17 protein-coding genes are annotated in these 20,892 nt (G+C 52.9%); 6 read left to right on the forward strand and 11 right to left on the reverse strand.

The window, feature by feature from the left end:
- The first annotated feature begins 63 nt into the window (after positions 1–63).
- From aceB to aceK, 3 genes are all read left to right on the forward strand, one after another.
- Positions 64–1,665 (forward strand): malate synthase A, encoded by a 1,602-nt coding sequence (gene aceB / locus FEM44_RS11805; RefSeq protein ID WP_135523495.1) that lies wholly within the window; start codon positions 64–66, stop codon positions 1,663–1,665.
- 29 nt (positions 1,666–1,694) lie between these two features.
- Positions 1,695–2,999 (forward strand): isocitrate lyase, encoded by a 1,305-nt coding sequence (gene aceA, locus FEM44_RS11810; protein ID WP_000857847.1) that lies wholly within the window; start codon positions 1,695–1,697, stop codon positions 2,997–2,999.
- 396 nt (positions 3,000–3,395) lie between these two features.
- Positions 3,396–5,120, forward strand: a complete 1,725-nt coding sequence (aceK, locus tag FEM44_RS11815) for a bifunctional isocitrate dehydrogenase kinase/phosphatase (protein WP_135523496.1) — start codon at positions 3,396–3,398, stop codon at positions 5,118–5,120.
- 15 nt (positions 5,121–5,135) lie between these two features.
- On the opposite strand, the gene iclR is transcribed toward aceK, so the two are convergent.
- Complete coding sequence (gene iclR, locus FEM44_RS11820; protein WP_000226399.1) at positions 5,136–5,960, reverse strand: glyoxylate bypass operon transcriptional repressor IclR; 825 nt, start codon at positions 5,958–5,960, stop codon at positions 5,136–5,138.
- 199 nt (positions 5,961–6,159) lie between these two features.
- Between iclR and metH the strand changes: the two genes are divergently transcribed.
- Complete coding sequence (gene metH / locus FEM44_RS11825) at positions 6,160–9,843, forward strand: methionine synthase (protein ID WP_135523497.1); 3,684 nt, start codon at positions 6,160–6,162, stop codon at positions 9,841–9,843.
- 219 nt (positions 9,844–10,062) lie between these two features.
- Positions 10,063–11,694, forward strand: a complete 1,632-nt coding sequence (locus FEM44_RS11830) for a Na/Pi cotransporter family protein (RefSeq protein ID WP_130205749.1) — start codon at positions 10,063–10,065, stop codon at positions 11,692–11,694.
- Positions 11,695–11,783: 89 nt separating this feature from the next.
- Here the strand turns inward: FEM44_RS11830 and pepE are convergent, their stop codons facing one another.
- The 9 genes from pepE to FEM44_RS11875 all read right to left on the reverse strand — a co-directional run bounded on the left by pepE (position 11,784) and on the right by FEM44_RS11875 (position 19,298).
- Entirely contained in the window at positions 11,784–12,473 is a 690-nt protein-coding gene (gene pepE, locus FEM44_RS11835; protein WP_097752848.1) for a dipeptidase PepE, read from the reverse strand.
- A 305-nt stretch (positions 12,474–12,778) separates the two neighbouring features.
- Positions 12,779–13,591 (reverse strand): shikimate 5-dehydrogenase, encoded by an 813-nt coding sequence (locus FEM44_RS11840; protein WP_135523498.1) that lies wholly within the window; start codon positions 13,589–13,591, stop codon positions 12,779–12,781.
- Complete coding sequence (gene sorE, locus FEM44_RS11845; protein ID WP_135523499.1) at positions 13,584–14,813, reverse strand: L-sorbose 1-phosphate reductase; 1,230 nt, start codon at positions 14,811–14,813, stop codon at positions 13,584–13,586. Before sorE ends, FEM44_RS11840 begins: the two co-directional genes overlap by 8 nt.
- A 51-nt stretch (positions 14,814–14,864) precedes the next feature.
- Positions 14,865–15,689, reverse strand: coding sequence for a PTS system mannose/fructose/sorbose family transporter subunit IID (locus tag FEM44_RS11850; RefSeq protein ID WP_135523500.1), 825 nt, complete (start codon positions 15,687–15,689; stop codon positions 14,865–14,867).
- Between the two features lie 10 nt (positions 15,690–15,699).
- A complete protein-coding gene (locus FEM44_RS11855) occupies positions 15,700–16,497 on the reverse strand; it encodes a PTS mannose/fructose/sorbose transporter subunit IIC (RefSeq protein ID WP_135523501.1) in 798 nt (265 codons plus the stop codon).
- A 65-nt stretch (positions 16,498–16,562) separates the two neighbouring features.
- Positions 16,563–17,057 carry a PTS system mannose/fructose/N-acetylgalactosamine-transporter subunit IIB gene (locus FEM44_RS11860; RefSeq protein WP_130205757.1) on the reverse strand — a complete coding sequence of 165 codons (495 nt, stop codon included), beginning with the start codon at positions 17,055–17,057 and terminating at the stop codon, positions 16,563–16,565.
- On the reverse strand, positions 17,057–17,464 hold the full coding sequence (locus tag FEM44_RS11865; RefSeq protein WP_135523502.1) for a mannose/fructose/sorbose PTS transporter subunit IIA: 408 nt from the start codon (positions 17,462–17,464) through the stop codon (positions 17,057–17,059). The genes FEM44_RS11860 and FEM44_RS11865 overlap by 1 nt, the downstream gene beginning before the upstream one ends.
- Positions 17,465–17,473: 9 nt before the next feature.
- Positions 17,474–18,280 (reverse strand): SDR family oxidoreductase, encoded by an 807-nt coding sequence (locus FEM44_RS11870; RefSeq protein WP_135523503.1) that lies wholly within the window; start codon positions 18,278–18,280, stop codon positions 17,474–17,476.
- A 70-nt stretch (positions 18,281–18,350) separates the two neighbouring features.
- Entirely contained in the window at positions 18,351–19,298 is a 948-nt protein-coding gene (locus FEM44_RS11875; protein WP_130205763.1) for a sugar-binding transcriptional regulator, read from the reverse strand.
- Positions 19,299–19,646: 348 nt separating this feature from the next.
- On the opposite strand from FEM44_RS11875, the gene rluF reads away from it, so the two are divergent.
- The gene (gene rluF, locus FEM44_RS11880; RefSeq protein WP_130218604.1) at positions 19,647–20,519 is read left to right on the forward strand and encodes a 23S rRNA pseudouridine(2604) synthase RluF; all 873 of its coding nucleotides are present in this window, start codon (positions 19,647–19,649) and stop codon (positions 20,517–20,519) included.
- Here rluF and FEM44_RS11885 read toward each other — a convergent pair whose 3' ends face one another.
- Positions 20,520–20,792 carry a DUF3811 domain-containing protein gene (locus FEM44_RS11885; RefSeq protein WP_001207629.1) on the reverse strand — a complete coding sequence of 91 codons (273 nt, stop codon included), beginning with the start codon at positions 20,790–20,792 and terminating at the stop codon, positions 20,520–20,522.
- Between the last annotated feature and the right edge of the window lie 100 nt (positions 20,793–20,892).

Here is a 20,892-nt window from a genome sequence, read left to right on the forward strand (position 1 = left end):
AGCGCACAACGATCCTTCGTTCACAGTGGGGAAGTTTTCGGATCCATGACGAGGAGCTGCACGATGACTGAACAGGCAACAACAACCGATGAACTGGCTTTCACAAGGCCGTATGGCGAGCAGGAGAAGCAAATTCTTACTGCCCAAGCGGTAGAATTTCTGACTGAGCTGGTGACGCATTTTACGCCACAACGCAATAAACTTCTGGCAGCGCGCATTCAGCAGCAGCAGGATATCGATAACGGAATGTTGCCTGATTTTATTTCGGAAACAGCTTCCATTCGTGATGCTGACTGGAAAATTCGCGGAATTCCTGCGGACTTAGAAGATCGTCGCGTAGAGATTACCGGACCTGTTGAGCGCAAGATGGTGATCAACGCACTGAACGCCAATGTGAAAGTCTTTATGGCCGATTTCGAGGATTCGCTGGCTCCGGACTGGAACAAAGTGATCGATGGGCAAATTAACCTGCGCGATGCGGTTAACGGCACCATCAGTTACACCAACGAAGCAGGCAAAATCTATCAGCTCAAGCCAAATCCCGCGGTGTTGATTTGCCGGGTACGCGGTCTGCACTTGCCGGAAAAACATGTCACCTGGCGCGGCGAAGCGATTCCTGGCAGCCTGTTTGATTTTGCGCTCTATTTCTTTCACAACTACCAGGCACTGTTGGCAAAAGGCAGCGGCCCCTATTTCTATCTGCCGAAAACCCAGTCCTGGCAGGAAGCGGCCTGGTGGAGCGAAGTCTTCAGCTATGCAGAAGATCGCTTTAATCTGCCGCGCGGCACTATCAAGGCGACGTTGCTGATTGAAACGCTGCCTGCCGTGTTCCAGATGGACGAAATCCTTCACGCGCTGCGTGACCATATTGTTGGTCTGAACTGCGGTCGCTGGGATTACATCTTCAGCTATATCAAAACGTTGAAAAATTATCCCGATCGCGTCCTGCCAGACAGACAGGCAGTAACGATGGATAAACCCTTCCTGAATGCTTACTCACGCCTGTTGATTAAAACCTGCCATAAACGCGGTGCTTTTGCGATGGGCGGCATGGCGGCGTTTATTCCGAGCAAAGATGAAGAGCGCAATAACCAGGTGCTCAACAAAGTAAAAGCGGATAAATCGCTGGAAGCCAACAACGGTCACGATGGCACATGGATTGCACACCCAGGCCTTGCTGATACGGCAATGGCGGTATTCAACGATATTCTCGGCTCCCGCAAAAACCAGCTTGACGTAATGCGCGAACAAGACGCGCCGATTACTGCCGATCAACTGCTGGCACCTTGTGATGGTGAACGCACCGAAGAAGGTATGCGCGGCAACATTCGCGTGGCTGTGCAGTACATCGAAGCGTGGATCTCAGGCAACGGCTGCGTGCCGATTTATGGCCTGATGGAAGATGCGGCGACGGCTGAAATTTCCCGTACCTCGATCTGGCAGTGGATCCATCATCAAAAAACGTTGAGTAATGGCAAACCGGTAACCAAAGCCTTGTTCCGCCAGATGCTGAGCGAAGAGATGAAGGTCATTGCCAGCGAACTGGGCGAAGAACGTTTCTCCCAGGGGCGTTTTGACGACGCCGCACGTCTGATGGAACAGATCACCACTTCCGATGAGTTAATTGATTTCCTGACCCTGCCAGGCTACCGCCTGTTAGCGTAAACCACCACATAACTATGGAGCATCTGCACATGAAAACCCGTACACAACAAATTGAAGAATTACAGAAAGAGTGGACTCAACCGCGTTGGGAAGGCATTACTCGCCCGTACAGCGCGGAAGATGTGGTGAAATTACGTGGTTCAGTCAATCCGGAATGCACGCTGGCGCAACTGGGCGCGGCGAAAATGTGGCGTCTGCTGCACGGTGAGTCGAAAAAAGGCTACATCAACAGCCTCGGTGCGCTGACTGGCGGTCAGGCGCTGCAACAGGCGAAAGCGGGCATTGAAGCAGTCTATCTGTCGGGATGGCAGGTAGCGGCGGACGCTAACCTGGCGGCCAGCATGTATCCGGATCAGTCGCTCTATCCGGCGAACTCGGTTCCTGCCGTAGTGGAGCGGATCAACAATACTTTCCGCCGAGCCGATCAGATCCAGTGGTCCGCGGGCATTGAGCCGGGCGATCCGCGCTATGTCGATTACTTCCTGCCGATCGTTGCCGATGCGGAAGCCGGTTTTGGCGGTGTCCTGAATGCCTTTGAACTGATGAAAGCGATGATTGAAGCCGGTGCAGCGGCAGTTCACTTCGAAGATCAGCTCGCATCAGTGAAAAAATGCGGTCATATGGGCGGCAAAGTGCTGGTGCCAACTCAGGAAGCTATTCAGAAACTGGTCGCGGCGCGTCTGGCAGCCGACGTGACGGGCGTTCCGACCCTGCTGGTTGCACGTACCGATGCCGATGCGGCGGATCTGATCACCTCCGATTGCGACCCGTATGATAGCGAATTTATTACCGGCGAGCGCACCAACGAAGGTTTCTTCCGTACTCATGCAGGTATTGAACAAGCGATCAGCCGCGGCCTGGCGTATGCGCCGTATGCTGACCTGGTATGGTGTGAAACCTCCACGCCAGACCTGGAACTGGCGCGTCGCTTTGCGGAAGCCATCCACGCGAAATATCCGGGTAAACTGCTGGCTTATAACTGCTCGCCGTCGTTCAACTGGCAGAAAAACCTCGACGACAAAACTATTGCCAGCTTCCAGCAGCAGCTGTCGGATATGGGTTACAAGTTCCAGTTCATCACCCTGGCAGGCATCCACAGCATGTGGTTCAACATGTTCGACCTGGCAAACGCCTATGCGCAGGGCGAGGGCATGAAGCATTACGTTGAGAAAGTGCAGCAGCCGGAATTCGCTGCCGCGAAAGATGGCTACACCTTCGTATCTCACCAGCAGGAAGTGGGTACAGGTTACTTCGATAAAGTGACGACCATTATTCAGGGCGGCACGTCTTCAGTTACCGCGCTGACCGGCTCCACCGAAGAATCGCAGTTCTAAGCAACCTACAAACGTTGCTGACTGTAGGCCGGATAAGGCGTTTACGCCGCATCCGGCAATCAACGCCTGATGCGACGCTTGCGCGTCTTATCATGCCTACAAAGTTGCTGACTGTAGGCCGGATAAGGCGTTCACGCCGCATCCGGCAATCAGCGCCTGATGCGACGCAGACGCGTCTTATCAGGCCTACAAATGTTGCTGACTGTAGGCCGGATAAGGCGTTTACGCCGCATCCGGCAATCAACGCCTGATGCGACGCTTGCGCGTCTTATCATGCCTACAAATGTTGCTGACTGTAGGCCGGATAAGGTGTTCACGCCGCATCCGGCAATGAGCGCCTGGTGCGACGCTTGCGCGTCTTATCCGGCAATTCTCTGCTCCCGATGAGGGCAATAAATGCCGCGTGGCCTGGAATTATTGATTGCACAAACCATTTTGCAAGGTTTCGACGCTCAGTATGGTCGATTCCTCGAAGTGACTTCCGGGGCGCAGCAGCGTTTCGAACAGGCCGACTGGCACGCTGTCCAGCAGGCGATGAAAAACCGTATCCATCTTTACGATCATCACGTTGGTCTGGTCGTGGAGCAACTGCGCTGTATTACTAACGGCCAAAGCACGGACGCGGCATTTTTACTACGTGTTAAAGAGCATTACACCCGGCTGTTGCCGGATTACCCGCGCTTCGAGATTGCGGAGAGCTTTTTTAACTCCGTGTACTGTCGGTTATTTGACCACCGCTCGCTTACTCCCGAGCGGCTTTTTATCTTTAGCTCCCAGCCAGAGCGTCGCTTTCGTACCATTCCACGCCCGCTGGCGAAAGACTTTTACCCCGATCACGGCTGGGAATCGCTACTAATACGTGTTATCAGCGATCTGCCGCTGCGCCTGCACTGGCAGAATAAAAGCCGTGATATCAACTACATCGTTCGCCATCTGACCGAAACGCTGGGGACAAACAACCTCGCGGAAAGTCATTTACAGGTGGCGAACGAACTGTTTTACCGCAATAAAGCAGCGTGGCTGGTGGGCAAACTGATCACGCCTTCCGGCACATTGCCCTTTTTGCTGCCGATCCACCAGACGGACGACGGCGAGCTGTTTATTGATACCTGCCTGACGACCACCGCCGAAGCGAGCATCGTCTTTGGCTTCGCGCGTTCCTATTTTATGGTTTACGCGCCGCTACCTGCCGCACTGGTCGAGTGGCTACGGGAAATTCTACCGGGCAAAACGACCGCAGAACTGTATATGGCTATCGGCTGCCAGAAACACGCCAAAACCGAAAGTTACCGTGAATATCTGATTTATCTGCAAGGCTGTAATGAGCAATTTATTGAAGCGCCGGGTATTCGTGGAATGGTGATGCTGGTGTTCACGCTGCCGGGCTTTGATCGGGTATTCAAAGTCATCAAAGACAAGTTCGCGCCTCAGAAAGAGATGTCTGCCGCTCACGTCCGCGCCTGCTATCAACTGGTTAAAGAACACGATCGCGTGGGCCGAATGGCGGACACCCAGGAGTTTGAAAACTTTGTGCTGGAGAAGCGGCATATTTCCCTGGCATTAATGGAATTACTGTTCCAGGAAGCGCCGGAAAAAATCACCGATCTCGGCGAACAGATTGTGATTCGCCATCTCTATATCGAACGGCGGATGGTGCCGCTCAATATCTGGCTGGAACAGGTTGAGGGCCAACAACTGCGCGACGCTATTGAGGAGTACGGCAACGCTATTCGCCAACTTGCCGCCGCCAATATTTTCCCTGGCGACATGTTATTTAAAAACTTTGGTGTCACTCGTCACGGACGCGTGGTGTTTTATGATTACGATGAAATTTGTTACATGACGGAAGTGAATTTCCGCGACATCCCACCGCCGCGCTATCCGGAGGACGAACTTGCCAGTGAGCCGTGGTACAGCGTCTCGCCGGGCGATGTTTTCCCGGAAGAGTTTCGTCACTGGTTATGTGCCGACCCGCGCATTGGGCCACTCTTTGAAGAGATGCACGCCGACCTGTTCCGCGCCGATTACTGGCGAGCGCTACAAAACCGTATCCGTGAAGGGCACGTGGAAGATGTTTATGCGTATCGGCGCAGGCAGCGGTTTAGCGTGCGATTCGTATAAATCAGAGACGAAAAGTCACCGCATACCGCCATACGCCAGCGTGACTTCCTTCGCCGCTTTAATCACCATCGCGCCAAACTCGGTTACGCGATCATCGGTAATACGTGAAATCGGCCCGGAAATCGAAATTGCGGCAAATGGTTCGCGGTGTTCATCGAAAATACACGCTGCAAGGCAACGTAGCCCCAACGCATGTTCTTCATCGTCAAATGAATAGCCACGTTTACGCGTCTGGGCGAGGTCCTCTTTTAAATGCACAGGAGACACCAGCGTCGCGTGGGTATAGGCATGTAACCCTTTGCGATGCAGCAGTTTCGTCACCTGTTCTTCGCTCAGTTGGGCTAAAAAGGCTTTACCGGCACCAGAGGCATGCATCGGTAACTTACCGCCGATAGGGGCTGACATACGCATCAGATGCGTACACTGTACCTGGTCGATAATAATCGCTTCGTGATCGCTATGATCCAGCACCGCCATATTTACTGTTTCGCCAGACTCTTCCATCAGATTGCGCAGAATAGGATGGACAATGGCTAACAAATTACGGCTCTGGAGAAAGCTGCTGCCGACCATAAAAGCATGTGCGCCGATCGCCCAGTGACCCAGTTCGCCAACCTGACGGACAAAGCCCTGTTGTTGCATCGTGGTTAGCAGGCGGTGAGTAGTGGAGTTGGGTAATCCGGCTTGCTGAGCCAGTTCCGTTAGTGCCACACTGCCATTGGATTCGGCAATCCACTCCAGTAATTTCAGCCCACGCGTTAAAGACTGAACCTGTCCAGTCGCGGGTGCGGTGGCAACGGCGGGTTTTCTGCCGCGTTTTGCGGGAATGGGTGCGACCATGACAGCCTCCTTTTTCTGTATCGTGGAAATCATTTTCATTTTTATTGCGGTGTAATGCAATAGTTGCCACACTGATCCGATGAGTTAATGTTGAACAAATCTCATGTTGCGTGGTGGTCGCTTTTACCACTGATGCGTTTATGCCAGTATGGTCTGTTGAATTTTTTTACAGTCTGGGTTGAGCGTGTCGGGAGCGAGTGTGAGCAGCAAAGTTGAACAACTGCGTACGCAGTTAAATGAACGTATTCTGGTGCTGGACGGCGGTATGGGCACCATGATCCAGAGTTATCGACTGAACGAGGCAGATTTTCGCGGTGAACGTTTTGCCGACTGGCCTTGCGATCTTAAAGGTAACAACGACCTGCTGGTTCTCAGCAAACCGGAAGTGATCTCCGCCATCCACAACGCTTACTTTGAAGCGGGCGCAGATATCATCGAAACCAACACCTTCAACTCCACGACTATTGCGATGGCGGATTACCAGATGGAATCCCTGTCGGCAGAAATCAACTTTGCGGCAGCGAAACTAGCGCGTGCCTGTGCTGATGAGTGGACCGCGCGCACGCCGGAGAAACCGCGCTACGTTGCTGGTGTTCTCGGCCCAACCAACCGCACGGCGTCTATATCTCCGGACGTAAACGATCCAGCATTCCGCAACATCACTTTTGACCAGCTGGTGGCGGCTTATCGTGAATCCACCAAAGCATTAGTCGAAGGTGGTGCGGATCTGATTCTGATTGAAACCGTCTTCGACACTCTCAACGCCAAAGCGGCGATTTTTGCGGTGAAAACGGAGTTCGAAGCGCTGGGCGTTGAACTGCCGATTATGATCTCCGGCACCATCACCGACGCCTCCGGCCGCACGCTCTCCGGGCAGACCACCGAAGCATTTTACAACTCATTGCGCCACGCCGAAGCGCTGACCTTTGGCCTGAACTGTGCGCTGGGACCCGATGAACTGCGCCAGTATGTGCAGGAGTTGTCGCGTATAGCAGAATGCTACGTCACCGCTCACCCGAACGCTGGGCTGCCCAACGCCTTTGGTGAATACGATCTCGACGCCGACACGATGGCGAAGCACATCCGCGAATGGGCGGAAGCGGGATTCCTCAATATCGTCGGCGGTTGCTGCGGTACCACGCCACGACATATTGCGGCGATGAGTCGCGCAGTAGAAGGATTAGCGCCGCGCAAACTGCCGGAGATTCCCGTAGCCTGCCGTTTGTCCGGTCTGGAGCCGCTGAACATTGGCGATGACAGCCTGTTTGTTAACGTCGGTGAGCGGACTAACGTCACCGGTTCTGCCAAATTCAAACGCCTGATTAAAGAAGATAAATACAGCGAGGCGCTGGATGTGGCGCGCCAGCAGGTGGAAAACGGCGCGCAGATTATCGATATCAACATGGATGAAGGGATGCTCGACGCCGAAGCGGCGATGGTGCGTTTCCTCAGCCTGATTGCCGGTGAACCGGATATCGCCCGCGTGCCGATTATGATCGACTCCTCAAAATGGGAGGTCATCGAAAAGGGGCTGAAGTGTATTCAGGGCAAAGGCATTGTTAACTCTATCTCAATGAAAGAGGGCGTCGACGCCTTTATCCATCATGCGAAACTGTTGCGTCGTTACGGTGCAGCGGTGGTGGTAATGGCCTTTGACGAACAGGGCCAGGCCGATACCCGCGCACGGAAAATCGAGATTTGCCGTCGGGCGTACAAAATCCTCACTGAAGAGGTTGGCTTCCCGCCGGAAGATATCATCTTTGATCCGAACATTTTCGCGGTCGCAACTGGCATTGAAGAGCACAACAACTACGCGCAGGACTTTATCGGCGCGTGTGAAGACATCAAACGCGAACTGCCGCACGCGCTGATTTCCGGTGGTGTCTCTAACGTCTCGTTCTCGTTTCGTGGTAACGATCCGGTGCGCGAAGCCATTCACGCGGTGTTCCTCTACTACGCTATCCGCAACGGTATGGATATGGGGATCGTCAACGCCGGGCAACTGGCGATTTACGACGACCTGCCCGCCGAACTGCGCGACGCGGTGGAAGATGTGATCCTCAATCGTCGCGACGATGGCACCGAGCGTTTACTGGAACTTGCCGAGAAATATCGCGGCAGCAAAACCGACGATACCGCTAATGCCCAGCAGGCAGAGTGGCGCTCGTGGGAAGTGAATAAACGTCTGGAATACTCGCTGGTCAAAGGTATTACCGAATTTATTGAACAGGACACCGAAGAAGCGCGCCAGCAGGCGGAGCGCCCTATTCAGGTGATTGAAGGCCCGCTGATGGACGGCATGAACGTGGTAGGCGATCTGTTCGGCGAAGGGAAAATGTTCTTGCCGCAGGTGGTGAAATCGGCACGCGTTATGAAGCAGGCGGTGGCGTATCTCGAACCGTTTATCGAAGCCAGCAAAGAGCAGGGTAAAACCAACGGCAAGATGGTGATCGCCACCGTGAAGGGCGACGTCCACGATATCGGTAAAAATATCGTTGGTGTGGTGCTGCAATGTAACAACTACGAAATCGTCGATCTCGGCGTGATGGTGCCTGCGGAAAAAATCCTCCGCACCGCCAAAGAAGTGAATGCTGATTTGATTGGCCTTTCGGGGCTTATCACGCCGTCGCTGGACGAGATGGTTAACGTGGCTAAGGAGATGGAGCGTCAGGGCTTCACCATTCCGCTATTGATTGGCGGTGCGACCACCTCAAAAGCGCACACGGCGGTGAAAATCGAGCAAAACTACAGCGGCCCGACGGTGTATGTTCAGAACGCCTCGCGCACCGTTGGTGTGGTGGCGGCGCTGCTTTCTGACACTCAGCATGACGACTTTGTCGCTCGTACCCGCAAGGAGTACGAAACCGTGCGTATTCAGCACGGGCGCAAGAAACCGCGCACACCGCCAGTTACGCTGGAAGCGGCGCGCGATAACGATTTCGCTTTTGACTGGGAAAGCTACACACCGCCGGTAGCGCACCGTCTCGGCGTGCAGGAAGTTGAAGCCAGCATCGAAACGCTGCGTAATTACATCGACTGGACGCCGTTCTTTATGACCTGGTCGCTGGCCGGGAAGTATCCGCGCATTCTGGAAGATGAAGTGGTAGGCGAAGAGGCGAAGCGGCTGTTTAAAGACGCCAACGACATGTTGGATAAATTAAGCGCCGAGAAAACGCTGAATCCGCGTGGCGTGGTGGGCCTGTTCCCGGCAAACCGTGTGGGCGATGACATTGAAATCTACCGCGACGAAACGCGCACCCATGTGATTAATGTCAGCCATCATCTGCGCCAACAGACCGAAAAAACCGGCTTCGCCAACTACTGCCTCGCTGATTTTGTGGCGCCGAAGCTTTCTGGTAAAGCAGATTACATCGGCGCATTTGCCGTGACTGGTGGGTTGGAAGAAGACGCGCTGGCTGATGCGTTCGAAGCGCAGCACGATGATTACAACAAAATCATGGTGAAGGCCCTTGCCGATCGTCTGGCGGAAGCCTTTGCGGAATATCTCCATGAGCGCGTGCGTAAAGTTTACTGGGGCTATGCGCCGAACGAGAACCTCAGCAACGAAGAGCTGATCCGCGAAAACTACCAGGGCATCCGTCCGGCACCGGGCTATCCGGCCTGCCCGGAACATACGGAAAAAGCCACCATCTGGGAGCTGCTGGAAGTGGAAAAACACACTGGCATGAAACTCACGGAATCTTTCGCGATGTGGCCCGGTGCATCGGTTTCGGGTTGGTACTTCAGCCATCCGGACAGCAAGTACTATGCCGTGGCGCAGATTCAACGCGATCAGGTCGAAGACTATGCCCGTCGTAAAGGAATGAGCGTTACCGAAGTTGAGCGCTGGCTGGCGCCGAATCTGGGGTATGACGCGGACTGATTCACAAATCTGTCACTTTTCCTTACAACAAACAGGGCACTCAATGGGTGCCCTGTCTCTTTATTAATATGAAACACTTATACTGGAATCAGGCTGGAATAATCTTAGCCGGAAAAACGAATGTCAAAAGGCACAGTAAAGATGCCAGTCAGCGTGTTTCCGGTCCTTTGGTCATTCAATTGCTTCAGGAACATATAACGATAAGGAGAACCTGAACTCGTGTTAACGCTGCTTCACCTGCTTTCTGCCGTCGCCCTGTTGGTCTGGGGGACGCATATTGTCCGAACGGGCGTAATGCGCGTCTTTGGTGCACGACTGCGTACAGTCCTTAGCCGGAGTGTCGAAAAGAAGCCGCTCGCCTTTTGCGCGGGGATCGGCGTTACCGCACTGGTACAGAGCAGTAATGCCACCACCATGCTGGTGACCTCGTTTGTCGCCCAGGATCTGGTTGCTCTCGCGCCCGCGCTGGTGATTGTGCTGGGAGCTGATGTCGGGACGGCGCTAATGGCGCGGGTCCTCACCTTCGATTTATCCTGGTTGTCACCACTGCTCATTTTTATCGGCGTGATTTTTTTCCTCGGACGCAAACAGTCACGCGCCGGGCAACTGGGCCGAGTCGGTATTGGTCTTGGGCTGATTTTGCTGGCGCTGGAGTTGATTGTGCAGGCCGTAACGCCGATCACCCAGGCAAACGGCGTTCAGGTGATCTTTGCTTCGTTGACTGGCGATATTCTGCTGGATGCACTGATTGGTGCGATGTTCGCCGTTATCAGCTACTCCAGCCTTGCTGCTGTATTGCTGACCGCTACTTTGACCGCCGCAGGCATTATCTCCTTCCCGGTGGCGCTCTGTCTGGTAATCGGAGCCAACCTCGGTTCCGGCCTGCTGGCGATGCTCAACAATAGTGCCGCCAATGCCGCCGCTCGCCGTGTTGCGATGGGTAGCTTGTTGTTTAAGCTGGTGGGGAGCTTGATTATCCTGCCATTTGTCCATGTTCTGGCTGAATCAATGGATAAACTGCCTTTGCCAAAAGCGGAACTGGTTATCTATTTCCACGTCTTCTACAACCTCGTTCGTTGCCTGGTCATGCTGCCGTTTGTCGATCCAATGGCGCGATTTTGCAAAACGATTATTCGCGATGAACCTGAGTTGGATGCCCATCTGAAACCAAAACATCTGGACGTTAGTGCGCTGGATACTCCGACTCTTGCTCTGGCGAATGCCGCCCGTGAAACACTGCGCATCGGTGACGCGATGGAACAGATGATGGAAGGGCTGAATAAAGTGATGCACGGTGAACCGCGTGAAGAGAAGGAGTTGCGCAAGCTGGCGGATGATATCAACGTCCTCTACACCGCGATTAAACTTTATTTGGCGCGGATGCCAAAAGAAGAGCTGGCGGAAGAAGAGTCGCGCCGCTGGGCGGAGATTATCGAAATGGCTCTCAACCTGGAGCAGGCTTCCGATATCGTCGAGCGCATGGGCAGCGAAATTGCTGACAAATCACTGGCAGCACGGCGGGCATTTTCGCTTGATGGGTTGAAGGAACTGGATGCGCTCTATGAGCAATTGCTCAGTAATTTAAAGCTGGCAATGTCGGTGTTCTTCTCTGGCGATGTCACCAGCGCCCGTCGTTTACGCCGTAGTAAGCATCGTTTTCGCATTCTTAATCGCCGTTATTCCCATGCTCACGTCGATCGCCTGCATCAGCAAAACGTGCAAAGCATTGAAACCAGTTCGCTACATTTAGGCTTACTGGGAGATATGCAGCGCCTGAACTCGCTGTTTTGTTCGGTGGCTTACAGTGTGCTGGAACAGCCGGATGAAGATGAGGGACGGGACGAGTATTAATACCGTGACCCTGTAGGCCTGATAAGACGCGTAAAGCGTCGCATCAGGCACTATGAACAAGATGCCGGATCATGCATCCGGCAATTCACTTAAAAACGGTGACCCGCTTCCAGCGGCACCGCTTCCTCACCAGCTTTAAATACATAAGTGGTATTCGGGCCGCCCAGCGTAGCGTGACCTTTACTTACTGTGATCCAGTTACCTTCCGGCAGGCCAATAATGGTCAGTTCTGGCGCGACGACCAGCAGTTCGCGAATACGCTGCTCGCGCGTTTCCCCTTTATGGCCTTCCGGCAGCGCGTTGGTGAAGTGCGGGTTGATTTGCAGCGGGAACAGATTCAGCGCATCGAAACCTTGCGGATCGACAATCGGCATATCGTTAGTAGTACGGATGGTTGGGCAAGCAAGGTTAGCGCCTGCACTCCAGCCGATATACAGCGCGCCACGTTTTACTACGTCGGCAATGGGTGCCAAAAGCCCGCGTACGCGGCATTCTTTCAGCAACTGGAAAGTGTTGCCGCCGCCGACAATCACGATCTCAGCATTTTCAATCGCGGCAACAGGATCGGCCACGCTATGAATACCGGTGACAGAAACGCCAAGTGGGGCAAGGACCGCAGCCGTTTTGGCCGTATAATCATCCCAGGTTTGCGTTACGCCAGCGAAAGGAATAAACACCGCTGAACGGCGACCTTGCAACTGTTCAGCAATCAACGGCAGCGCATGTTCCAGCCAGGCTTTACCCGGCAGCGTCGAGTTACTCAATAAAAGCAGTTCCATTACTTCTCCGGTTAGTAAGAAATCACGGGAGGCATGCTACCACTGTGATTTTAACCGCTTACTGACATGGCTCACGATGTCGCGCATTGAACCAGGCGTTCTGAGGATAGTTAGCAAACAAGGCGCTGAGCCTGATGACAAACACAGCATTGCCTGATGCGCTACGCTTATCAGGCCTACAAGCTAATTGCAATGCATTGAATTTTCGCGATTTTGTAGGCCGAATAAGGCGTTCGCGCCGCATCCGGCATGAACAACGTGCACTTTGCCACCAATCTGAGCGCCCCTTAAGGCGCTGATGTTTCTTATCCTTCTCGTGCAAATTGTGCCGCTTCAGTAATCAGCCGCGCATCAGGTCGCACACCGGTATACATCGCGAACTGCTCGACGGCCTGTAAAGCAATCACCTCTGCGCCGCTGATCGTCTGCTTATCAAGCCGTTGCGCCAGGCAAATGAGCGGCGTTTCCGGCGGTAATGCCACGACGTCAAAAACGACGCTTGCCGTTGAGATCATCGCTTCGCTGAAGGCCAGCTCATGGCTCTCTTTACCACCGCTCATGCCGACAGGGGTAACGTTAACCAGAATGTCGCAGTCGATTCCTTCTGGCTGCGGTTGCCACTGGAAGCCATACTGCTTCGCCAGCGCCGGGCCGCTCTCGTGGTTGCGGGCGGCGATGATGACATCGGTAAACCCCGCGTCGCGAAAGGCGGCAATGACCGCTTTGCCCATGCCGCCACTACCGCGAATCATCACGCGTGCGGCGCTATTGAGCTGGTGGTGAATAACCAGGTTTTTCACCGCGATGTAGTCGGTGTTAAACCCGGTCAGCCTGCCGTCGTCATTCACGATGGTATTCACTGAGTCAATGATTTTCGCTGACGGATCGATCGCATCGAGAAAGGGCATACAGCTTTCTTTAAACGGCATCGACACGGCACAGCCGCGAATACCTAATGCACGAACACCTTTCACCGCCGCCTCAATATCCTGGGTGGTGAACGCTTTGTAGATGAAATTCAGCCCCAGCTTTTCATACAGATAATTGTGAAAACGCGTGCCGAAGTTGCCGGGGCGACCGGCCAGCGACATGCACAGTTGAGTATCGCGATTAATCATGGCTAATTGCCTCTGCATGAGTGAGCAGATATTGCTCCGCCTCACCGGACCAGATCCCCTGATGACGCGCCAGAATCGCCGCCAGTGCTTGATCCTGAATCTGCGTGAGTGACGTCAGCGGCAGGTCTTTCCCGGTATACACCAGTTTTTTGCCGCCGCCGACGGCAGGCAATTCAAGCGTGGTTTCGCCCGCAGCATTCAGCCCAAGAATATGTGTTACCACTTTTGCGGCCTGCACTTTTTTCTCTTCGATCAGTTTGACCGCCGCACGCATGTCATCGGTATTGCCGCCCGACGTGCCAACGTAATGAGTAAAGGCATAATGCACATCGTAGAAATTAATTGGCGCGCTGAAGTGCTTATCCTGCGGTCCGGCGAAGAAATTCAGACAACCATCTGTCGCCAGCAAGGAAGAGGCGAGAGTCACCAGTCCTTCATTAGACACAAAGACGAAAATATCATCGAAGCCGTGACCGCCACTCAGAGCCATTAACGTATCAAATGCTGCATCGGCGGCATTGAGATAATGAATCAGTGTTTGCGGTTCTGATGGATAGTGCTTGCGCGCATAACTCAATTTGTTGTTGTCGGTATCGGTAATGACGAGCTGCGACGGGTTAACTGGTCCATGTAGCGCATAATCAATCGCCAACAGTCCCATTGGTCCGGTGCCGCCGAGGATCAGTGTGCGCCCTTGCGGGCGAATCCCCATCTTGTGGTTATAGGTGCCTTCCTGAAGATGATAGTTGGCGTTGAACGCGCCGATCACGCAGGAAAGCGGTTCAACCAGCGAGCCTTCAAAGTAGGTTTCGCCGTCGTATGCCAGCAGGCAATCCTGTTCCATAACCTCATTTGGGATAACCACATGTGTGGCTTCACCACCCACCCACGGGAAAGAGTAACCGGGGCAGTCCGGGCGATCCGGCAATTGCAGGTTGGCCTGAATCACATAGCGCTGGCCCGGCTGAAATTTGTGCTGCCACTTTTTACCCACGGCCAGAATATCGCCGCAAAACTCGTGGCCGATGATGATGGGATGGGTTGCCACATCGTCGGGCACTTTTTTGTGGTTTTCGCCCAGATTGGCCTCTTTCCAGGAGGAAAGACACAGGCTGTCGGTGACCACCGTCGCGAGGATTTCATCCTCCTGCATTTCAGGAAGATCAAAGGTTTCCAGGCGTAAATCACGTTTACCATAAAGACGCAGAGCTGTTGTTTTCATAAACCACCTCGTGTTGAACGATGGCCCCGACGGTTGCGCCGGGGCGAAGAATCAGGACAGGAAGCCCAGCGCATTGCCGATAATCCCTAAACCAAACAGGGCGAAAATCAGCCATACCGGGTTAATTTTTTTGTTGAGCAGACGCACCATCAGCAGCGTCAGACCGAGCGCCAGCAAACCAGGACAAAGTTGGTCGAGAATGTTCTGCACGGTCATGGTGACGGTGGAGCCATCGGCGGCAGGCGTTTGTGAAACCACCAACGGCACGTTGATCGACGTCCATTTGGTGACCAGCACGCCCATCACAAACAGTCCGAGAATCGACGCGCCTTCGGTGAGTTTTTGCAGCACATTCCCGCCCATATCGCTGACGATATTCACCCCTTTGCGAAAGCCGAGTTGTAGGCCATACCACTTCATCGCCAGACGCACCGCGTTGAAAATAAAGAAGAACAGCAGCGGGCCGAGAATGTTGCCCGAAAGTGCCAGAGATGCGCCGAGCGCGGCGGTAATCGGGCGCAGCGTTCCCCAGACCAGTGGATCGCCAACCCCTGCCAATGGTCCCATCAGGCCAACTTTGATGCCGTTAATGGTGCCGTCATCAATTTCCGCGCCGTTGGCCCGCGCCTCTTCCATGGCGGCAGTGACGCCGATGACCGGACCACATACGGCTGGTGTGGTATTGAAGAACACCAGGTGTCGCTTGAGCGCCGCAACCTGATCCTCTTTTAATGGGTAGAGTCGCTTGATGGCGGGGATCATGTCGTAACAAAAGCCCAGCCCATGAATGCGTTCAAAGTTGAAGGACGCCTGTTGCAGGTTGGAGCGCAGAAACATGCTCACCAGATCGCTGCGTGTAATTTTTCTCTGTTCCATGATGGCTCCGTTAATCATCAAGTTGGTCAAGGGCGGTGATAGTGGTGGTCTGGGGATGTGGTTCAGCTTTACGCCACTGTGGATTTAACTGGATGTAGAGCAGGGCCATGATTACGCCGACGCCACCGAAAGCCAGCAGACTGAGATCGAGGTAGCCACCTGCGAGGAAACCGAGGAAAAAGAAAGGCATCAAATATTTCACGCCCATCATGCGAAGCACCATGGCGTAACCGACCACCACGATAAAACCGCCAGCAATCTGCAGTCCATGGGTCACAAATTCGGGAATGGCGCTCAGCATATTGCTCACCATATCGGCGCTGACGAACAGCGAGACAATCAGTGCCGGAATCGCAACGCGCAGTGCCTGCACGCCAAGCGCGGAGACATGCAGAATATCGAGAGTGCGAAACCGCGCCTCTTCCGCTGCTTTATCCGCCGCGTGCTGGAACACTACGGTGATGGTACGGGCAAACACCGTCAGCACCTGGCCTGCCGCAGCCACAGGCAACGCGATGGCAATACCGGTGGCGATGCTTTGCTGACCAACGATAACCAGAATGGCGGAGATTATGCTGGCGAGTGCAGAATCCGGAGATTGCGCCGCGCCGACGTTCATCCAGCCGAGAGCTATCAATTCCAGCGTACCACCGAGCATAATTCCGGTTTTTAAATCACCGAGAATTAAACCAATCACCGTACAGGCAATTAACGGGCGATGAGTCTGAAATTCATCCAGCACGCTGCCCATTCCGGCAATACAGGAAAAAAGAAATATGGCAATGATTTGTAGGGTACTTATTTCCATGATTTGTCACCTTTTAAGTGTCGTCATCCCTGCCTGTTAAAGCATATGTACACAGGCGCTATTATTTAATTTGCGACTAACTGTTCTTTTATTTTGTCGATAATATTGATTGAAGGATCTGATGCTACAACGCGTAAATCCAGCGTGACGCCAAGATTATTTAACTCATGAAATGCGTTAATATCATCGTCATCTAATGAAACTGCTTTGGTTAACTGTTTTTTACCGGGTCGCCAGGCCATGCCGCCAATATTCAGGGTGCCGATTTTTACTCCCTGGCGAACCATCGCTAAGGCATCCTGAGGTCGGGTAAAAAGATAAAATACGGTTTCGTCCTGATATTGCGGGTTGTGATACACCGCGACGGCTTTTTCAATATTGACCACGTTAACTTTCATTCCCGGCGGGGCGGCCTGACGCAATAATGTCCGGCGCACTTCATCGTTATACACCTCGTCATTGCAGATAATAATGCGCTGGGCGTTAGCCACTTTCGACCAGACGGTAGTGACCTGGCCGTGGATTAGGCGGTCATCAATGCGGGCGAGCGTAATGTTCATCAGAAATCCTCCTCTGCCGTTGCCAGTTGTTTCCAGACAACGCAGGTTTGCTTTGCGATTTGCGTCAGGTGTTCACACAGTTCATCAACGTTCATGCTGTCCTGGTTATCGACCAGTTCGAGCGCCAGTGGCAGGGAAAGGCCGCTTATCACCCGCAGGTGCGGATTGCACATCGCAAGTGCCGCTGCTGCATTCCACGGGCTACCGCACTGTAAATCCACGGCGATTAGCCACTCGTCATGATTGTGAATGCTCGCTAACTTTTCCAGCTTTGCCACAATGTCTCCGGCGTTCTCGCCGGGCACAAATTCAACTGCCTCGACCCTAGCGTCGCCGTACACCATCTGAACCGATTCCAGCATGGCGCAGGCTAATTTGCCATGGGCGCAAAAAATGGCATTGACCATAAAGCCTCCTTAGCCGCGCGTTTTTCCGCCCGCAATGTTAGTGGTTACTCCGGTGATATAACTGGCGCGTTCAGATAGCAGATAACTAACAAAATCAGCAACTTCTGCTAATTTTCCGGCGCGCCCAATAGGAATGGCGTTTTTGGTATAGCCTTCACGCAGCTGTTCGACGGTGATATTGCGCGTCCACGCCAGCGCCTCTTCATATTCCGGCGTGCGCAGCCCGGTTTTTTCCAGAATCCCCGGCGCGATGCCCACCACGCGGATACCATGTTTACCCAACTCTTTCGACCAGGAGCGCGTGAAGCTATTGAGCGCAGCTTTGGTGGCGGCGTAACAGCTTTGGCCTTCTGAGCCTTCCAGACCGCTTTCCGAGGAAACATTCACAATCACGCCATCGTGTTGTTTTACCATCTGCCGCGCCACCGCCTGCGACATCAGAAAAACGCCTTTCTGGTTGATATTGACCATTTTTTCGAATGCAGCTTCGTTGAGTTCATACTGCCCGGTAGGCGCTTTCTCATCGACCAGTAGACGCGGGAAATTGACCCCGGCGTTATTGACCAGACCGTCGATGCGACCAAAATGCTGAATAATTTCCGCTACCGTATGATTTACCTCTTTGGCGCTGGAAATATCGGTCGGCCAGAACTGATAACCTTTATGACTTTCATATTGACCATCGCCACCGTGAATATCGACCATCTGTACATTCGCGCCTTGTGCTAATAATTCATCCACAATCGCCAGACCAATGCCGGATGCGCCACCGGTGACAATAATGATTTTATCCTGCAAATTTAACCAATTTGGCATAACAGACTCCTGGTTTTAGGTAATAGAGGCCCGCCGTAATTTTCTATTACGGTAAAAATCGGGCAGATTTTTATTTCAGTAATAGTTCAGCTGTGTTGCTATTCGTTACCAGACAATTAATATATTTTCCACGCAGTGCGCCAATAATTCCGCTATATTTCTCTTCACCTATAGCAATACCAATGGAATAACGTGCCTGCTTTAGTTTATTCATTTCGATAGAGAGTGTTTTCTCGCTCATATTCGTTTCGACCATTGCGCCATGAATATCAAAAAAGCGTGAGCAAATATCACCGGCAACCTGACGGGCATTCAGGTCGTCACTCTCTTCGCCGCCATAAAATGCATGCCAGTTGGCGCCATCGCGAATAGCCGGTGAGCCAATCCCCACCAGGGCGACATCCAGATTATCCCAGTAGGCTGAGATGGTTTTAAAGTGCTGAGACTGCATGATCCCATTACGAATTAAGGGGTTATCCAGCAGAGCTGGAAAATCCGCGAGCTGCGATTCCCCTTTCAGCTTTGCCGCCGCGCTGTAGGTTAATGTGTTTACGTGATAGCGGCTTTCGAGTTTACCGGACGGGCCGCCAATAATCGGCACGCAAATTAACTGCCGCGATTGCCCCGCCTGCGGCAAGTTTTCAACCAGTGCGCTCACCGCGCGGCCCCAGGAAAAACCAACAATATCACCAGGTTCCAGCAAACGATCTAACAATTGCGCGCCGTGTAACCCCATTACCGCCAACTGAGCGTCTTCCTCTTCATCGCGCCCTGATACCACCACAGCTTCTTTCAGACCAAACTTTTGCTTCAGTTGCTGCTCCAGCCAGAGGTTTTCGTTGTAGTCATAGTTGATGGCGATGGTGACAATTCCCTGTTCGCGGCCCCGTTTAAGTAAGCGGCTGATGGTGGTCCGATAAATACCCAGTTCGCGGGCGATTTGCGCCTGCGTCATGTCCTGTTCGTAATAGAGTTGGGCAATCTTCACAATCAAACGGATATCGTCACTGTTTTCCATCGCCGCCTCCTGATTTTGCACATTTGTGCAAATATGCTTTTTAACCGCTTGATCTGATATAACTCCATCATGGTGACCTTTAAAAGCGATTTTTCACTCTTTGTTTGGGCTGAAATGGCGCTTTATCTTGCACATTTGTTTCTCTGCGTAGCAGTCATCAGCACAGGTGTGCAGAGATTCGTAATAGGTTGATTATCCTGGTTTTCGCTAGGCAAATTTGCATCAGGCTTCTGGTGACACTTTTGTGATAAAAGGCGCGGCAGATCACATTTAATTTCGACGTTGCCGCATAACCCTGTTTTTCCCCGCTAAGAGGTACGGTATATTCCGCGTTTTACAGGAGAATTTATGCTGCCCGACTCATCAGTCCGTTTAAATAAATACATCAGCGAAAGCGGAATTTGCTCACGCCGCGAAGCGGATCGCTATATCGAGCAAGGCAATGTGTTCCTTAATGGCAAGCGTGCCACCATTGGCGATCAGGTGAAACCCGGCGACGTTGTGAAAGTAAACGGTCAGTTGATTGAGCCTCGGGAAGCCGAAGATTTGGTACTTATCGCCCTGAACAAGCCCGTAGGCATTGTCAGCACCACCGAAGATGGCGAGCGCGATAACATTGTCGATTTCGTTAACCACAGCAAACGCGTGTTCCCGATTGGTCGCCTGGATAAAGACTCCCAGGGGCTGATTTTCCTCACCAATCACGGCGATCTGGTGAATAAGATCCTCCGTGCGGGTAACGATCATGAGAAAGAATATCTGGTGACGGTCGATAAACCGATCACCGAGGAGTTTATTCGCGGCATGAGTGCGGGGGTGCCAATCCTCGGGACAGTGACCAAAAAGTGCAAAGTTAAAAAAGAAGCGCCGTTTGTCTTTCGCATTACGTTAGTGCAGGGGCTGAACCGTCAGATCCGTCGCATGTGCGAGCACTTTGGTTACGAAGTGAAAAAGCTGGAACGTACGCGCATTATGAACGTCAGCTTAAGCGGCATTCCGCTGGGAGAATGGCGCGATTTAACCGACGACGAGCTTATCGATCTCTTTAAGCTCATTGAAAATTCCTCTTCCGAGGCGAAGCCCAAAGCGAAGGCCAAACCGAAAACGGCAGGCATCAAACGCCCGGTGGTGAAGGTAGAAAAAACGGCGGAGAAAGGTGGCCGCCCGGCATCAAACGGCAAGCGTTTCGCCTCGCCGGGGCGGAAGAAAAAAGGTCGTTAATCAGCGTTTGCCGCGCGTCGACGTATTTGCCGACCAACTGAATGACGCTTCAGGATCCGGTTTATAAGCCTGCTTTTTTTTCAACTGGCGGGCTTTTTTCGCTTCAGCCTCACGCTCAACCATTAATTTATCGATGTACTCTTTCTTAATGCTGTTGGTTTCGGCGTTGGTCAGCACGCGACCATGTGCAATACGCGCTCGATCCAGCAGCGTCTTCAGTTCGCGCTGCTCGCGTTCAGTCATCTCTTTTTGAGTAATACGGGGGAGTGCCATGATGGTGCCCTCTGTTAATCGGATAGTTCAGTGTACGGGAATTTACCCCAGAGCAGAATAGGAGAATGAGTCAGGATGTTGTTTTTTGGAAAAAATTATC

Origin of the sequence: Escherichia sp. E4742 (genome assembly GCF_005843885.1) — a bacterium.
Classification (GTDB): Bacteria; Pseudomonadota; Gammaproteobacteria; order Enterobacterales; family Enterobacteriaceae; genus Escherichia.

Bases quoted from the DNA above. Each gene is read 5' to 3' on its own strand.
- FEM44_RS11860 (WP_130205757.1), bottom strand. From the start codon at position 17,057: ATGAACATTACGCTCGCCCGCATTGATGACCGCCTAATCCACGGCCAG.
- FEM44_RS11865 (WP_135523502.1), bottom strand. From the start codon at position 17,464: ATGGTCAATGCCATTTTTTGCGCCCATGGCAAATTAGCCTGCGCCATG.
- FEM44_RS11875 (WP_130205763.1), bottom strand. From the start codon at position 19,298: ATGGAAAACAGTGACGATATCCGTTTGATTGTGAAGATTGCCCAACTC.
- FEM44_RS11840 (WP_135523498.1), bottom strand. From the start codon at position 13,591: ATGATTAATCGCGATACTCAACTGTGCATGTCGCTGGCCGGTCGCCCC.
- sorE (WP_135523499.1), bottom strand. From the start codon at position 14,813: ATGAAAACAACAGCTCTGCGTCTTTATGGTAAACGTGATTTACGCCTG.
- iclR (WP_000226399.1), bottom strand. From the start codon at position 5,960: ATGGTCGCACCCATTCCCGCAAAACGCGGCAGAAAACCCGCCGTTGCC.
- pepE (WP_097752848.1), bottom strand. From the start codon at position 12,473: ATGGAACTGCTTTTATTGAGTAACTCGACGCTGCCGGGTAAAGCCTGG.
- FEM44_RS11855 (WP_135523501.1), bottom strand. From the start codon at position 16,497: ATGGAAATAAGTACCCTACAAATCATTGCCATATTTCTTTTTTCCTGT.
- aceA (WP_000857847.1), top strand. From the start codon at position 1,695: ATGAAAACCCGTACACAACAAATTGAAGAATTACAGAAAGAGTGGACT.
- aceK (WP_135523496.1), top strand. From the start codon at position 3,396: ATGCCGCGTGGCCTGGAATTATTGATTGCACAAACCATTTTGCAAGGT.
- FEM44_RS11850 (WP_135523500.1), bottom strand. From the start codon at position 15,689: ATGGAACAGAGAAAAATTACACGCAGCGATCTGGTGAGCATGTTTCTG.
- FEM44_RS11870 (WP_135523503.1), bottom strand. From the start codon at position 18,280: ATGCCAAATTGGTTAAATTTGCAGGATAAAATCATTATTGTCACCGGT.
- rluF (WP_130218604.1), top strand. From the start codon at position 19,647: ATGCTGCCCGACTCATCAGTCCGTTTAAATAAATACATCAGCGAAAGC.
- FEM44_RS11885 (WP_001207629.1), bottom strand. From the start codon at position 20,792: ATGGCACTCCCCCGTATTACTCAAAAAGAGATGACTGAACGCGAGCAG.
- aceB (WP_135523495.1), top strand. From the start codon at position 64: ATGACTGAACAGGCAACAACAACCGATGAACTGGCTTTCACAAGGCCG.